The organism is Companilactobacillus bobalius (assembly GCF_009764355.1).
In genome coordinates, this window is the sequence record NZ_LNUA01000060.1 from 1 (window position 1) to 13,456 (window position 13,456).

Sequence of the window (13,456 nt, forward strand, 5' to 3'; positions counted from 1 at the left end):
GGCTCTTTGTCAAATCGTATTGATGAATAGTTTTTGTATAGAAGGCAACCTCATGTAGGTTGTCTTTTTTTATGCGCAAATGAGTCTTATTCTCTTAAGAAAATGGTCAAGATTTCTGAAGCCATAACTGATATGTTTGAGTTTTTTTATCTTTCCAATGGTCCCTTCAAGAGGACCATTGGAGTACGGCATTGTGCAACTATTCTTTACATAATTTAAATTCTTACGTAACGTTGAAATAGATGTATCCATAGCGGTATTATTCTTTTTATATCCATAGATGGTTTCTTTGAGTAATGATATATCGTGTTCATGTATCGCTTTCTGAATACCTTGATAAATATCATAAGTATTTTTAAAAACTGGTAGATTGTCAGTGGCTATATCAATAACGTTTCGCGTTGTAGTATATTCGTTGATTCCAAAAATATATTTTACTTTCTTGTCGTCTACATCTGCCTCAGGCAGATGATAGAGACGCCAATTAGACTTAAGTGCTTTATACAAACGGGAATGTTTATCATTTATTTTTTTAAGACAACTGATTCTAACTTGATCCAATGCCCGGCTACATAGCTGAACTATATGAAATCTATCAACTATTATTTGAGCATTGGGAAAAATTCTATGAATGACCGACTGATAATTAGCATTCAAATCAATAGAGACAGTCTTAACGGCTTGCCGTTCTGACAAGCTATAGTTATTTATAAAGTGTTCAATAACTGTTTTAGAGAGTCGATCATGAATCAGCTCAATTAGATGATGTGTTTGTGCATCAATAGCTATAAAAGTAAATATACCGTTAACTGAACGAAATTCATCAAAACACAGGTTTTTTGGAAGACAATCACATCTATTTGGTAATTTGGTATTGTCATATAAGACTCTGCTTACTGTATTTACTGATACTCCGATGATCTTAGCTATTGATGTTAAAGTAAAGGATTCCTTTGCCATAACGAATATTCTGTTTTGAACTTGTTTAGTCATAGTATGATTTTTGATTAATAAATCACTGTGGGCACCGCAGGTGCCACCACAGTTCTTACAAATATAACGTTGTTTATTGAGCATCAAATGATACTCAATACCGTTAAAACTGGCTAATCTAGCATTAGTTTTTCTTTTTCCATTTTTGACTAATGAATTTAAACCACATTGTGGACATCGATACAGTTTATAAGTTAAATCAGCGTTTACGATCTTTATATGCTTTATAACGCCACGATTTTTAATCGTAGCGTCCTTGACTGAAACATTACTTATATTATTGTCTTTTATATCGAGTGCACATAGTATAGAATTGTCTTGGGACATTATTGTTTTCTCCATGTTTGATTGGGTTTGGTCGCTTAAATCTTAACATGAGAACAGTGATGTTCTTTTTTTATTTTCTAGAGATTAAAAAACTGGTATTGATTATTCATCAATACCAGAAAGTATAGAACTATTAAAATATGCATATCGCCTATTAATTTAACTAATTACTTCTTTTTTTGTGATGCTTTCATAGTACTCATTAACTGGTTAAGTTTCTTTTGTGATGGTTTTTGTCCCATTTGAGCCATCATTTGCTTAATCATATCTGCACTGATTGGTGGATTGTCTTGGAAGTACTTCTTCATATACCATCTGGCAATAAAGAATCCACCAACTAAACCGATTAATAAGGCTAGAATACCAACGATTATTGTTGTTCCCATTTATGTTTCACCCTTTCCATACATCTATTAATATTACAAAAAAATCACTCTAATTGAAAGCACTAATCGTCACGTAAACCTTTTTTACGTTGAATTTCTCTAACTTTCTCCGGTGTGACTTCATTTCCTTGCTTATCAAACACTCGTGTCATTTCAAGTTGAGATCTAAAACTAGCACGGAAATTCTTCAAATATTCTTTTCTAAGTTCGGCTTGTTGATCTTCTTCTTCTTTGGTAATAGTTCCATCTTTAGCCTTATGAGCTAATTTATTAATTTTTTTGAGCAATTCTTCTTGTTCGTTCATAATTTTAACTCTCCCCATTATATCGAACACTTGTTTGAACTTGCATTCATATTTTGATACAATCTAATTAAGATATTAACAATGAGGTGTTCTAATGTCAAAAGCTGAAGGCTCTAAACAGTCACAAATTTTACAATGTATTTATGATTATTTAGACGAGCATGGATATCCGCCAACTGTCAGAGAAATCTGCGAAGCTGTAGACTTATCATCTACATCAACGGTACACGGTCATCTATCTCGTCTTGAGAAAAAAGGTTTCATTCAACGTGACCCTACTAAGCCTAGGGCAATCGAACTTACCGGTGCGGGTTTGAATTCCATCGGTATTAAGTCAAAACAAATTCCTATCCTCGGTACTGTTGCCGCTGGACAACCAATTACAGCTGAACGTAACCCTGATGGATATTTCCCAATTCCACCTGACTTAAATCGTGATTCTGGCGAATTATTTATGCTCGAAATTCACGGAGAAAGTATGATCAACTGTGGTATTTACGATGGCGACCATGTCATAGTACATGAACAAAACTTTGCTAACAATGGTGAGATCGTTATTGCCATGACTGAAGACATTGAAGCCACATGTAAGAGATTCTATCAAGAAAATGGACATTACCGCCTACAACCTGAAAACGATACAATGGATCCAATTATCTTAGATAACGTAGAGATACTTGGTAAAGTTGTTGGATTATATCGTTCACAAATTTTTTAAATCAATCACTCCTTTTGGGGTGATTTTTTTATTATTATCAGTAATTTCTTCTATAATAGAAAGTAATTTAACTACGAGGGAGAAATTATGACTGAATTCTATCTCATCCGCCATGGACAAACTAAAGCTAACGTGATGAAAATGAAACAAGGTAACATCAATACTGAAATGACTTACTTAAATGAACACGGTCAACAACAAGCCCAAACTTTGGCACAAAATTTTGACATTAGTTTTGCTGATCGTATTATCTGTAGTCCTTTAAAGCGTGCCCAACAGACAGCTGCCGTCTTAAATAAAGAAGCTAATCTACCAATCTCTTATGATAAAAGATTGGTGGAAATATCTTACGGTCAATGGGACGGACAAAAGAATGCCGACTTAAAAAAGATTCATCCTGATGCTTACAATAAATACTGGAATGACGTTCTACCTTTTTACACTAAGTATGCCACTGATGGAGAACGCTTTGAGGACGTTGTTAAACGGGTACACAGCTTTTTAGAAGACGCTCTAAGTAAATCCCCCAATGACAAGCTTATCTGCGTTACACACGGCTTTACTGTTAAAGCAGCAGCTTTAGACGTTCTGAAACCTCAAGATATGATGAGTATTCCCGAACCTCGAAATACTAGTGTCACTAAAATTGTCGCTACCCCAGAAGATCAGAAGTTTTATTTAGAATATTTTAACCAGATTTTTAACTAATTTGATTGCAAAAAAATAAACCATCATTGAATTATAAAATTCAACCTGATGGTTTATTTTTTGAAGTTTAGTTGCCATTAAATGTATTAAATTAGATGTCGCGACGACGTTCCTTAATACGAGCAGCCTTACCTGTACGAGCACGTAGGTAGTAAAGCTTGCTACGACGTACACGACCATGTCTGATAACTTCAACTTGTTCTACACGAGGTGTGTTCAATGGGAATGTTCTTTCAACACCAACACCATTACTCATCTTACGTACAGTGTATGTAGCACTGATACCTGAGCCATGTCTCTTAATTACAACACCTTCGAATAATTGAATACGTTCACGAGTACCTTCAACAACCTTAGCATGTACACGAATAGTGTCACCGCTACGGAAGTCAGGAATGTCAGAACGTAATTGTTCTTTTGTAATATCTTGAATTAATTCATTCATGAATAATTTCTCCCTAATTCGACACTCTTATATATCTCTGACATACAGCGGAATATCGTTAATATGTGTCCAAACACTCTTAATATGATACTTTATTTGGACGAACTTGTAAACTATATATTTTGACGAATTTTTCTGAGAATCTTCTCTTCCTCATCCGTCAGCTTTGCAGTTTCCAATAAATCTGGTCGACGTTCCAAGGTTTTTTTCAAGGCTTGAGTCAATCTCCAAAGACGAATCTTTTCGTGATCACCACTTGTCAAAACCTCTGGAACCTTCTTACCACGGAAATCAGCCGGTTTAGTATACTGTGGATACTCTAACAGACCATTTGAAAACGATTCTTCCTCAGCGGAGAATGAATTACCTAAAACTCCAGGTACAAAACGCAATGTTGCGTCAATCATACTCATAGTTGGTAATTCTCCACCGGTTAAAATATAGTCACCAATTGAAACTTCATCTGTAACTAGATCCTTAACACGCTCATCAAAACCTTCATAGTGTCCACAAATAAAAACTAATTGATCTTCTTTAGCAAAGTCACGTGCCATTTTTGTGTTGAAAGTTTTACCGGCTGGATCAAGTAAAACTACTCGTTTGCGACCCGGCTTTTTTGTTTCAACATAATTCATAGCATCATAAATTGGTTGAGCTTGTAAAAGCATACCTGCTCCACCACCGTAAGTTGTATCGTCAACATGATGTTGCTTATTTGTCGTATAATCACGAAAATCAACTACATCAATATTAACAAGTCCCTTTTCTTGAGCTTTACCAATCAAAGATTCATTTAAAGCCTGAAACATTCTTGGAAAAATGCTTAAAATTGTAATATCCATTAATCTATCAATCCATCCGGTATTTCGACTTCAACAACTTGTTTGTCGAGGTCAACATTCTTAACAACATCTTCAATATAAGGTAACAAGACTTCCTTATACTTAGTTCCTTTTACGACCCAAACATCATTTGGACCTAATTCCATAATCTCAGTAATCTTTCCAATTTCACCAAGGTCTTTGTCTACTACTTGCAAACCAATGATCTGCTTATAAAGAAATTCACCTTCATTTAATTCGGAAGTTAACTCACCACTAGCAAAAAGCTCTGATTTAACATACTTTTCAACATCGTTGATGTTGTCATATCCCTTTATTTTCAAAAGGATAAAATTCTTATGTTTACGAGCTGACTCTACCGTGAACTCTTCACTAGAATTATTCTTTTTAAAGACTAATTTTGAACCCGTTTTGAAACGATCTTCTGGAAAATCTGTAATTGGAACGACTTTTAATTCACCTTTAATACCATGCGTATTGACGATAGTACCAACTCGATATAATTTTTCGGTCATTTTTCCTCCGTGATAAATAAATAGGACCCTGACAAAACATCGTTTTATCTGGTCCCATCAAAATAACTATTTTGTAAACTTGCTTTCATGGAACTTTTGCATAATACCATGTTGTTTCAACAAGTGACGAACTGTATCTGAAGGTTGTGCACCTTTGTTCAACCATTCAACGATCTTGTCATCATCAAGTTTGATTTCTTCTGGTTGTGAGATTGGGTTGTAGTAACCAACTTGTTCGATAAAGCGGCCATCACGTGGTGAACGTGAATCTGCAACAACTAATCTATAAAATGGGCGTAACTTGCTACCCATACGTTTCATTCTAATTTTAACTGACATATGTTTGTTTCCTCCTAAATACTTAACTTTGTTAGTATACACAAAAAAGAGAGTGGTGTAAAGTTTTTTTCTTTACACCACTCTCTTTTTTATGTTTCTTACTTTTTTAATAACCAATGTTCTATGTTGAATAGTGGAAACGAGCTGCGTAGGCCAATTTCTTCCGGTTTGCTACAGTTCTGAAATTGCCCGCACAGTACGCGCGCGATTCCAGAGCTTAGGCAAATCCTCGGAAATTCCCAGGCCTACTGCGCTCTCTATGATTTGAATCGTTTAATCTTCTTTAAGCGTTTCTTCTTACGTTTCTTACTCTTACGGACCATTGAATGCATTGCCATCTTACCTAGACGTCCTTGCATACCATTGCCCATAAGTTGATCCATTCCGGCCATGTTACCTTTGCTCATTTTGTTCATCATGTCTCGTGACTGTTTGAACTGTTTGATCATTCGGTTAACATTTTGAATGCTTTGGCCTGATCCTTTAGCGATTCTTCTTCTTCTTGAAGGATTCAACAAATCGGGATCTTCTCGTTCTTTTGGTGTCATGGAATAAACTATTGCCTTTAAATGCGCAATATCTTTTTCACCAATATTGATATTGGCTAAAGCAGGATTATTGGCCATTCCTGGAATCATCTTCATGATTTCATCCAAAGGACCCATTTTTTGAATCTGATCCATTTGATCAATAAAATCGTTAAAGTCAAAACTATTCTCTCGAATCTTTTCGGCTACTTCTTTAGCTTGTTTCTCATCATAATCTGACTGAGCTTTCTCAATCAAGGTCAACATATCACCCATACCAAGGATACGGTTAGCCATACGATCAGGATGGAAAACATCTAATTGATCTAATTTTTCACCTTGTCCAATAAACTTAATTGGTTTACCAGTAACGGAACGAATTGAAAGTGCAGCACCACCACGGGTATCACCATCTAACTTAGTTAGAACAACACCAGTGATATCCAATTGCTCATCGAATCCGGCAGCTACTTTAGCAGCTACTTGACCAGTCATAGAATCGGCAACAAACAAAATTTCATCTGGATGAGCTAATTCTTTGATACGTGTCAATTCTTCCATCAATTGCTCATCGATTTCCAAACGTCCAGCTGTATCAATAATTACATAATCATTTTTGTTCTCGTCAGCAACTTTTAAACCATTACGAACAATATCAACAGGATCATGTTCTGTTCCTTCATCGTATACAGGCACATCCAATTGTTGTCCAATAGTCTTTAACTGTTCAACAGCGGCTGGACGATAAACATCCCCAGCAATAAAGAGTGGTCGAGCCTTTTTATCATTTTTAAGATAATTAGCTAATTTACCAGCTGTTGTAGTTTTACCAGCACCTTGCAAACCAACCATCATGATAATTGTTGGTATATGAGCCGATTTATTTAACGGAACAGCTTCTTGTCCCATTAACTTAGTTAACTCTTCATCAACAATTTTGATAACTTGTTGTGAAGGTGTCAAACTGTCCATTACTTCGGCACCTAAAGCACGTTCTCTGACTGTCTTAACGAAACTCTTAACAACGTCAAAGTTAACATCAGCTTCAAGTAAAGCCATACGTACTTCACGCATTACTTTACGAATATCTTCATCAGAAAGCTTTCCCTTACCCTTTAAGGTTGAGAAAACTTTTTGTAGACGTTCGCTTAATCCTTCAAAAGCCATATTCTTCTCCTATTAATTTTCATTTATTTTTAAAATTCTTTGTACTAAATCTAAAAGTTCTTTATCGTTGGAATATTTTTTTTCGACTAAGGTTTGCAAAGTATCAGCAATATCATCAATCTCAGTTGTCTTTTTAATTAATCCTAATTCCTGTTCAAAAGACTCCAATGAATTAACAGTACGATGTAAATTATCCAAAACTGCTTGTCGTGAAACTTCTAACTGTTCAGAAATTTCACTAAGTGAAAAATCTTCAACATAATAAAGTTCAACATAGCGGCTCTGTTTCTTAGTTAATAAAGAATGATAAAAATTATACAACAGATTCACGCGTGTGGTTTCATCTATCTTCATTTTATTTATTTGAAGCTCCAACAATTAGTTCCTTAAATAGTCCGTAAATGAACTTCTCAGGATCAAAGTCACGTAAATCGTCCATTTGTTCTCCCAAACCAACTAATTTCACAGGAATATGTAACTCATTACGGATAGCCAAAACAATTCCACCTTGAGAACTACCATCAAGTTTTGTCAAAACAATACCTGAAACAGCAGTGGTCTCATTAAACTGTTTAGCTTGACTTAAAGCATTTTGTCCAGTTGAACCATCCAACACCAACAATACCTCTTGTGGTGCATCTGGCAATTCACGAGTAATAACACGCTTGATTTTTTCCAACTCACGCATCAAGCCTTCTTTATTTTGCAAACGTCCAGCTGTATCAACTAATAAGATGTCAAAATCCTCTTCTACGGCCCTTTGGACAGCATCATAAACAACCGAAGCTGGATCAGTATGTGCTTTGCTTGCTTGAACAGGTACGTTAACACGTTTACCCCATTCTTGAAGTTGCTCAATCGCACCGGCTCTAAAAGTATCACCTGCAGCAAGTAAAACTTTTTTGCCTTCTTGTTGATATCTATGTGCTAATTTACCGATTGTAGTTGTTTTACCAGCACCATTAACACCAACGAATAGAAAGACAGTCGGTGTTTTATCAGTACTGAACTTCAAAGTATTATCTTCGTTCTTACCTTCTTCACCATACATATCAACTAATTTCTTAACAATAACGTTAGAAACATCAGAACGTTTCTTAGCATTCTCAAGTTTTACTTCTTCACGTAATTCGTCAGAAATACGCATTGCCGTTTCATAGCCAACATCTGATTCAATTAATAATTCTTCCAAATCATCGAAGAAATCTTCATCAACACTTCTAAAATTAGCTAAAAAACGATTAAAACGAGCACTGAAGGAATTACGACTCTTTTTCAAACCCTCATCATATTCTTTAACATCATCTTTTGGTTCGGATTCCGGTTCAGATTTATCTTCAGCATCTGATTCAACATCCTCTGATTCTTCAGATTTAGTCTCCTCTTCTACTTCAGTATCCTCAGAAATAGTTGCTTCCTCAGGTTGTGTCTCTTCTGTTTCAGGTTCTGACTCTACTTCTACTTCATTTTCAGTTGAGTCTACAGGTTCAGATTTCTTTGGTTCTACGGACTCCTTAACTTCTGGTATTTCTATTTGAGGCTCTTCTTGTTCAAGTTGAACTTCCTCAGGTTCTTTTTCAGCTTCCGTTTCCTTTGGTTCTGGCTCTAATTCTGAATCTGATTTTGGTTCAGGTTCTGATTCAGATTCTGGCTCTTGTTCTACCTTAACCTCTGGAGTGGATTCTTCAGTTTCCTTAGGTGTTTCCTCTGTTTTATCGGAATCATCAGAAGTTTTGCTGGATTCAACACTTTGGTCAGGTTCTTTTTCAGCTTCTGGAGCTTTTTCTTCTAATTTTTCATCTTTAGAATCGTCTTTTCCAGTAAAAGCTTTTTTAATACGATCAAATAATCCCATAATTAACTCCTTATTTTTTGACTTCGACAGACAACATACGTGATACACCAGATTCTTCCATGGTTACTCCATACAAACGGTTAACATTCATCATGGTTCCCTTACGGTGAGTAATCACAATAAATTCTGTATTGTCATCATATTGATTCAAGTAATTGGCAAAACGATAAACGTTAGCATCATCAAGTGAAGCTTCAACTTCATCCAAAATGCAGAATGGCACTGGTTTTACTTTGATAATGGCAAACAACAACGTAATAGCTGTTAGAGCCTTTTCACCACCGGATAACAAGCTTAAACGTTGGAACTTCTTCCCTGGTGGTTGAGCAATAATTTCAATTCCCGTTTCCAAAAGATTATCTGGCTCAGTTAGTACTAATTTAGCACGGCCACCAGCAAACATCTCTGGGAAAATGTCTTCAAAAGCATTTGCAACTTCATCAAACGTCTTTTTGAATCTAGTTGTTACTTCTTTATCCATTTCTGACATTGTATCTAATAATTGTGCTCGGGCCTTTAATAAATCGTTTTGTTGCTGTGTTAAAAATTCATATCTATCTTTTACTTTATCATATTCAGCGATGGCCGATAAATTAACAGTTCCTAACTCATCAATTCCCATCTTAAGTAAACGAGCTTCTTTTTGTAGTTGTTCTGGATCATAGTCGCCTTTATTCAATTCAACTAATGAAGCTTCATAGGTCAATTGATAATCTTGAGAGAGAATATCCAAGCGGCTATCAATTTCATTAGAAAGCTTTGTATTCTTGATTGCCAACGTCTCTTGTTGATCAGAGGCATTCTTTTGTAAGTCAAAATTACGTTGAGCCTTTGCATTCAACTGTGTAGACAATTCTTGTTGTTCCTGACGTTTAGCTTTCAAATCAGTCGCGTTATCTTGAAGTTCTGTGATTGTTTGTTTCAATTGATTGATCTTTTCTTTTACTTCTGAATTACTTAACTGTAATTTATCTTTTTCAGAATTCAAATCTTTCAATCGTTCTTCAACTTCTGTTACTTGTTGACTAAGACTAATAGTACTTTCTTTCAAATCGTTATTCTGAGCCAACTCACTCTCGTGTTTACTCTGAACAACCGCCAATTTAGTTTGCAAACTCTGTTCATTTTCATTGATTGAACTCAATTCACTATCAAAGTCAGCCAAGATTTGTTCTTTTTGTTTAATTTCATCCTGTACTTGAGAAATTTTATCCTTGATATCATTGGCTAATTGTACTTGTTTTTCCAAGTCAGAATTTAATTCTGATTCTTCAGTCCGATTCTTAGAAAGACTGTACTGCATAACATCCAAACGTTCTTTAAAATATTTCTCTTCATTTTGATAAGTTGACATTGAGTTTTCTAATTGATTCTTTTCCTGATTAAAGCTAGCTAATTTTTCATCAGCTGTCTTCTTTTCAGCATTTAAGCCAATCAATTTTTGACGTAAATCTTGAACAGTCTTTTGCTTTTGATCAAGTAAAATTTCCTTTTTAGACAATTCAGTCGTCAAGGCCGTCAAATCATCTTTTCTTGTCAAAATATTAGAATTAATTCTTCTTTGTTGACCACCAGTTAATGAACCACCCGCATTGACCACATTACCGTCTAAAGTAACGACACGATACTTACGACCTACCGCAGCTGAAATTCTAGTAGCTGCGTCAATATTCTCAGAAACTAATAGATTACCCAAAATATTCTTTACAATATTTTCAACTTTACCATCATATTCAATCAAGTCACTAGCGACCCCAACAAAACCTGCGATTGCTTGGGCTTTGTTCAAGTCATTAGCATAAATGCTGCGTGGTTTGATGATGTTTAAAGGCAAGAAAGTAGCTCGACCACCACGACTTTGACGTAGAAAGGCAATTGCTTGTTTAGCTGAGACTTCATCTTCAGTAACGATTGATTGCAATTGATTACTTACGACCGTCTCAACAGCCAATTGATATTCTTTAGGCACTGAAATCAACTCAGCGATGGCACCAACAATTCCGGTTAGCTTGGATTGATTGTTCAAGACATTTTTAGCACCTTCAAAGAAACCAGCATGTTCTTGTTCCATGTTCTCTAGAACTTTTTTACGTGCTTTGATTTCTTGAAGTCCTTCTAAGACATTTAGATAATTGCGATTCTCTTGCTTTCCAGTCTCAGTTACTTGGTCAATTTCCTTAGCTAAAGTCTGATCATGTTCAATTAAAGATTTATTATCGGTAACTAAAACCTTAACTTTAGCCTCTACTGCCTGACGTTTCTCTTTTGATTCAGTTAAATCATTATTAATCGACTGGATCTGTTGATTTTGATCACTGATTTGAGCTTGAATTCGATCCAACTGTTTCTGTGAGAAATTTTGTTCATTATTGTTAGAAACTTGTTCTTGCAATAAATCTACATATCGGTCACGAAGATCACTAATATTTTTTTCAATGTCAGCTGGCGTTTTCTGTTTTAATTGTTGAACATCTTCCAATTGCTTTTGAAAATCAGCAATCTGTGCTTCACAATCAGCTAACTTTTGATTAGAATCAGTTAATTTCTTCTCATTAATTTCTTTTTGTTTCTTTAAATCATCTAACTGTTTCTTTAAAGAAAGTTGGTTAGTCGAATTGAAACCACTACGTTCATCCGCTACGGCTACTTTACCGTTATACACTTCGAGTGTGCGGGTATTCTCAACCAATTTAGTCTGATTCTCATCAATTTTTTGCGTCAAATCATTGATAGCAGCATTGTTATCTTCAACTTGTTTATTCGCAATTTTTACTTCTTTAGCAATGTTTTGAGCACTTAACTTAACTTCACGCAATTCCTTATCAATTTGATGCTTTTGAGCCGACAAATTTCTAATTTCAATTGTTAAGATTTTTTGATAAATGCTGTCATACTTACTCTTTTGTTCTTGATAATCGCGAGCAATACTAGCTTGCTCTTTCAAGGGTTCAACTTGCTTAGATAGCTCAGAGACAATATCCGAAACACGATGTAAATTATCAGTTGTTTCGGACATTTTATTCTCAGCTTGTTGTTTCTTCTGTTTAAAAAGCGAAACACCCGCTGATTCTTCAATAATGGTTCTTCTTTCAACCGGTTTACTATTAAAAATAGCTTCAACACGACCTTGAGAAATAATGGAGAATGATTGTTTCCCCATCCCCGAATCCATAAATAATTCCGTAATATCACGTAAACGACACTGTTTATTGTTAATTAAAAATTCTGTATCACCATTTCTAAATAGACGACGACAAATAACAATTTCATCTTGTGACGATTTTAATTCGTGATTACGATTATCAAATTCTAAAACAACTTCCGCCCGATTCATTTGGGGACGTGTTGCACTACCAGCAAAAATCACATCGACCATTTTGTCTCCACGTAGGCTTTTTGCTGATTGTTCACCCATTACCCAACGAATGGCCTCTGTGATATTTGATTTTCCACTCCCGTTGGGTCCGACGATACCAGTGATTCCACTCGTAAAGTCAATCTTTGTCTTGTCAGCAAAAGATTTAAACCCATTGATCGTTAACGATTTTAATGGCATAAACTAAACTCCTACTATAATTCCTCTAATGCTCTTTTGGCTGCCATTTGTTCGGCGTGCTTCTTACTGTATCCAAGACCCTTGGACAAGATTTTACCATTAGCAATTAATTCTACTTTAAATTTCTTATCGTGATCTGGACCTTCTTCATCGATCACTTTATAATCAATTTCTACTTCACCAGATTGTTGTAATTTCTCCTGTAAATGAGTCTTAAAGTCTGTATCCTCGGAGAATTCACCTGAATCAATATGTGGATAAACAACTTTTTTCAAGAATTCATTTACAACTTCATTACCTTGGTCCAAATACAAGGCACCATTGAAGGCTTCAAAGATATCTTCCAACAATGTATGTCTTTGACGTGCGCCTTGTTTTTCTTCACCTTTACCAATCAAAAGGTACTTATCAATATTAATTTCTTTAGCAAAACGAGCAAAACTATCTGTTCTGACAATATCTGATCTTAATCTTGTTAATTTACCTTCAGGTAATTCAGGATACTTTTTGAACAAATAACGAGAAATATTAATTTCTAGAACGGCATCTCCTAAGAACTCCAAGCGTTCGTAGTCACCAATACCTAATTCCTTGTGTTCATTATCAAATGACGAATGTGTCATGGCTCTTTCAACGAGTCTTTTATCGTTAAACTTAATTCCGTATCTTTCATCTAAAAATTCTAAGAATTTCGGATCTAACATAACGTGTCCCCTTTCCAATAACATTAATTATACTAAACTTTTATCATAAATAATTATCTGGATAAAAAA

14 protein-coding genes are annotated in these 13,456 nt (G+C 35.2%); 2 read left to right on the forward strand and 12 right to left on the reverse strand.

Annotation, left to right across the window (positions count from 1 at the left end; genetic code table 11):
- Positions 1-69: 69 nt before the first annotated feature.
- The 3 genes from ATN92_RS13475 to ATN92_RS13485 all read right to left on the reverse strand — a co-directional run bounded on the left by ATN92_RS13475 (position 70) and on the right by ATN92_RS13485 (position 2,011).
- Positions 70-1,320 (reverse strand): ISL3 family transposase, encoded by a 1,251-nt coding sequence (locus ATN92_RS13475; protein WP_056950777.1) that lies wholly within the window; start codon positions 1,318-1,320, stop codon positions 70-72.
- Positions 1,321-1,487: 167 nt separating this feature from the next.
- Positions 1,488-1,706: a YneF family protein gene (locus ATN92_RS13480; protein WP_056951281.1), complete on the reverse strand. Its 219-nt coding sequence runs from the start codon at positions 1,704-1,706 to the stop codon at positions 1,488-1,490.
- A gap of 62 nt (positions 1,707-1,768) precedes the next feature.
- Positions 1,769-2,011 carry a DUF896 domain-containing protein gene (locus ATN92_RS13485; protein ID WP_025085678.1) on the reverse strand — a complete coding sequence of 81 codons (243 nt, stop codon included), beginning with the start codon at positions 2,009-2,011 and terminating at the stop codon, positions 1,769-1,771.
- 94 nt (positions 2,012-2,105) lie between these two features.
- Here ATN92_RS13485 and lexA point away from each other — a divergent pair, with 94 nt between their 5' ends.
- Both lexA and ATN92_RS13495 read left to right on the forward strand, forming a co-directional pair.
- Positions 2,106-2,729 carry a transcriptional repressor LexA gene (gene lexA / locus ATN92_RS13490; RefSeq protein ID WP_025085679.1) on the forward strand — a complete coding sequence of 208 codons (624 nt, stop codon included), beginning with the start codon at positions 2,106-2,108 and terminating at the stop codon, positions 2,727-2,729.
- 87 nt (positions 2,730-2,816) lie between these two features.
- Positions 2,817-3,437: a histidine phosphatase family protein gene (locus tag ATN92_RS13495; protein WP_056951284.1), complete on the forward strand. Its 621-nt coding sequence runs from the start codon at positions 2,817-2,819 to the stop codon at positions 3,435-3,437.
- A gap of 91 nt (positions 3,438-3,528) precedes the next feature.
- Here ATN92_RS13495 and rplS read toward each other — a convergent pair whose 3' ends face one another.
- The 9 genes from rplS to rnc all read right to left on the reverse strand — a co-directional run bounded on the left by rplS (position 3,529) and on the right by rnc (position 13,387).
- Positions 3,529-3,882 (reverse strand): 50S ribosomal protein L19, encoded by a 354-nt coding sequence (gene rplS, locus ATN92_RS13500; protein ID WP_054641949.1) that lies wholly within the window; start codon positions 3,880-3,882, stop codon positions 3,529-3,531.
- A gap of 113 nt (positions 3,883-3,995) precedes the next feature.
- Positions 3,996-4,724, reverse strand: coding sequence for a tRNA (guanosine(37)-N1)-methyltransferase TrmD (gene trmD / locus ATN92_RS13505; RefSeq protein ID WP_056951286.1), 729 nt, complete (start codon positions 4,722-4,724; stop codon positions 3,996-3,998).
- A complete protein-coding gene (rimM, locus tag ATN92_RS13510) occupies positions 4,724-5,239 on the reverse strand; it encodes a ribosome maturation factor RimM (RefSeq protein ID WP_056951288.1) in 516 nt (171 codons plus the stop codon). Before rimM ends, trmD begins: the two co-directional genes overlap by 1 nt.
- Positions 5,240-5,305: 66 nt before the next feature.
- A complete protein-coding gene (gene rpsP, locus ATN92_RS13515) occupies positions 5,306-5,578 on the reverse strand; it encodes a 30S ribosomal protein S16 (protein ID WP_010019451.1) in 273 nt (90 codons plus the stop codon).
- A 257-nt stretch (positions 5,579-5,835) separates the two neighbouring features.
- Positions 5,836-7,272, reverse strand: coding sequence for a signal recognition particle protein (ffh, locus tag ATN92_RS13520; RefSeq protein ID WP_054641952.1), 1,437 nt, complete (start codon positions 7,270-7,272; stop codon positions 5,836-5,838).
- A gap of 12 nt (positions 7,273-7,284) precedes the next feature.
- The gene (ylxM, locus tag ATN92_RS13525; protein WP_056951289.1) at positions 7,285-7,626 is read right to left on the reverse strand and encodes a YlxM family DNA-binding protein; all 342 of its coding nucleotides are present in this window, start codon (positions 7,624-7,626) and stop codon (positions 7,285-7,287) included.
- 1 nt (position 7,627) lies between these two features.
- Positions 7,628-9,127, reverse strand: coding sequence for a signal recognition particle-docking protein FtsY (gene ftsY, locus ATN92_RS13530; RefSeq protein ID WP_056951291.1), 1,500 nt, complete (start codon positions 9,125-9,127; stop codon positions 7,628-7,630).
- Positions 9,128-9,137: 10 nt separating this feature from the next.
- A complete protein-coding gene (gene smc / locus ATN92_RS13535) occupies positions 9,138-12,683 on the reverse strand; it encodes a chromosome segregation protein SMC (protein WP_056951293.1) in 3,546 nt (1,181 codons plus the stop codon).
- A 14-nt stretch (positions 12,684-12,697) separates the two neighbouring features.
- Positions 12,698-13,387: a ribonuclease III gene (gene rnc, locus ATN92_RS13540; RefSeq protein WP_054641954.1), complete on the reverse strand. Its 690-nt coding sequence runs from the start codon at positions 13,385-13,387 to the stop codon at positions 12,698-12,700.
- Positions 13,388-13,456 lie beyond the last annotated feature (69 nt).

Bases quoted from the DNA above. Each gene is read 5' to 3' on its own strand.
- smc (WP_056951293.1), bottom strand. From the start codon at position 12,683: ATGCCATTAAAATCGTTAACGATCAATGGGTTTAAATCTTTTGCTGAC.
- ATN92_RS13480 (WP_056951281.1), bottom strand. From the start codon at position 1,706: ATGGGAACAACAATAATCGTTGGTATTCTAGCCTTATTAATCGGTTTA.
- ffh (WP_054641952.1), bottom strand. From the start codon at position 7,272: ATGGCTTTTGAAGGATTAAGCGAACGTCTACAAAAAGTTTTCTCAACC.
- rpsP (WP_010019451.1), bottom strand. From the start codon at position 5,578: ATGTCAGTTAAAATTAGAATGAAACGTATGGGTAGCAAGTTACGCCCA.
- ftsY (WP_056951291.1), bottom strand. From the start codon at position 9,127: ATGGGATTATTTGATCGTATTAAAAAAGCTTTTACTGGAAAAGACGAT.
- rimM (WP_056951288.1), bottom strand. From the start codon at position 5,239: ATGACCGAAAAATTATATCGAGTTGGTACTATCGTCAATACGCATGGT.
- lexA (WP_025085679.1), top strand. From the start codon at position 2,106: ATGTCAAAAGCTGAAGGCTCTAAACAGTCACAAATTTTACAATGTATT.
- rnc (WP_054641954.1), bottom strand. From the start codon at position 13,387: ATGTTAGATCCGAAATTCTTAGAATTTTTAGATGAAAGATACGGAATT.
- ylxM (WP_056951289.1), bottom strand. From the start codon at position 7,626: ATGAAGATAGATGAAACCACACGCGTGAATCTGTTGTATAATTTTTAT.
- trmD (WP_056951286.1), bottom strand. From the start codon at position 4,724: ATGGATATTACAATTTTAAGCATTTTTCCAAGAATGTTTCAGGCTTTA.
- ATN92_RS13495 (WP_056951284.1), top strand. From the start codon at position 2,817: ATGACTGAATTCTATCTCATCCGCCATGGACAAACTAAAGCTAACGTG.
- rplS (WP_054641949.1), bottom strand. From the start codon at position 3,882: ATGAATGAATTAATTCAAGATATTACAAAAGAACAATTACGTTCTGAC.
- ATN92_RS13475 (WP_056950777.1), bottom strand. From the start codon at position 1,320: ATGTCCCAAGACAATTCTATACTATGTGCACTCGATATAAAAGACAAT.
- ATN92_RS13485 (WP_025085678.1), bottom strand. From the start codon at position 2,011: ATGAACGAACAAGAAGAATTGCTCAAAAAAATTAATAAATTAGCTCAT.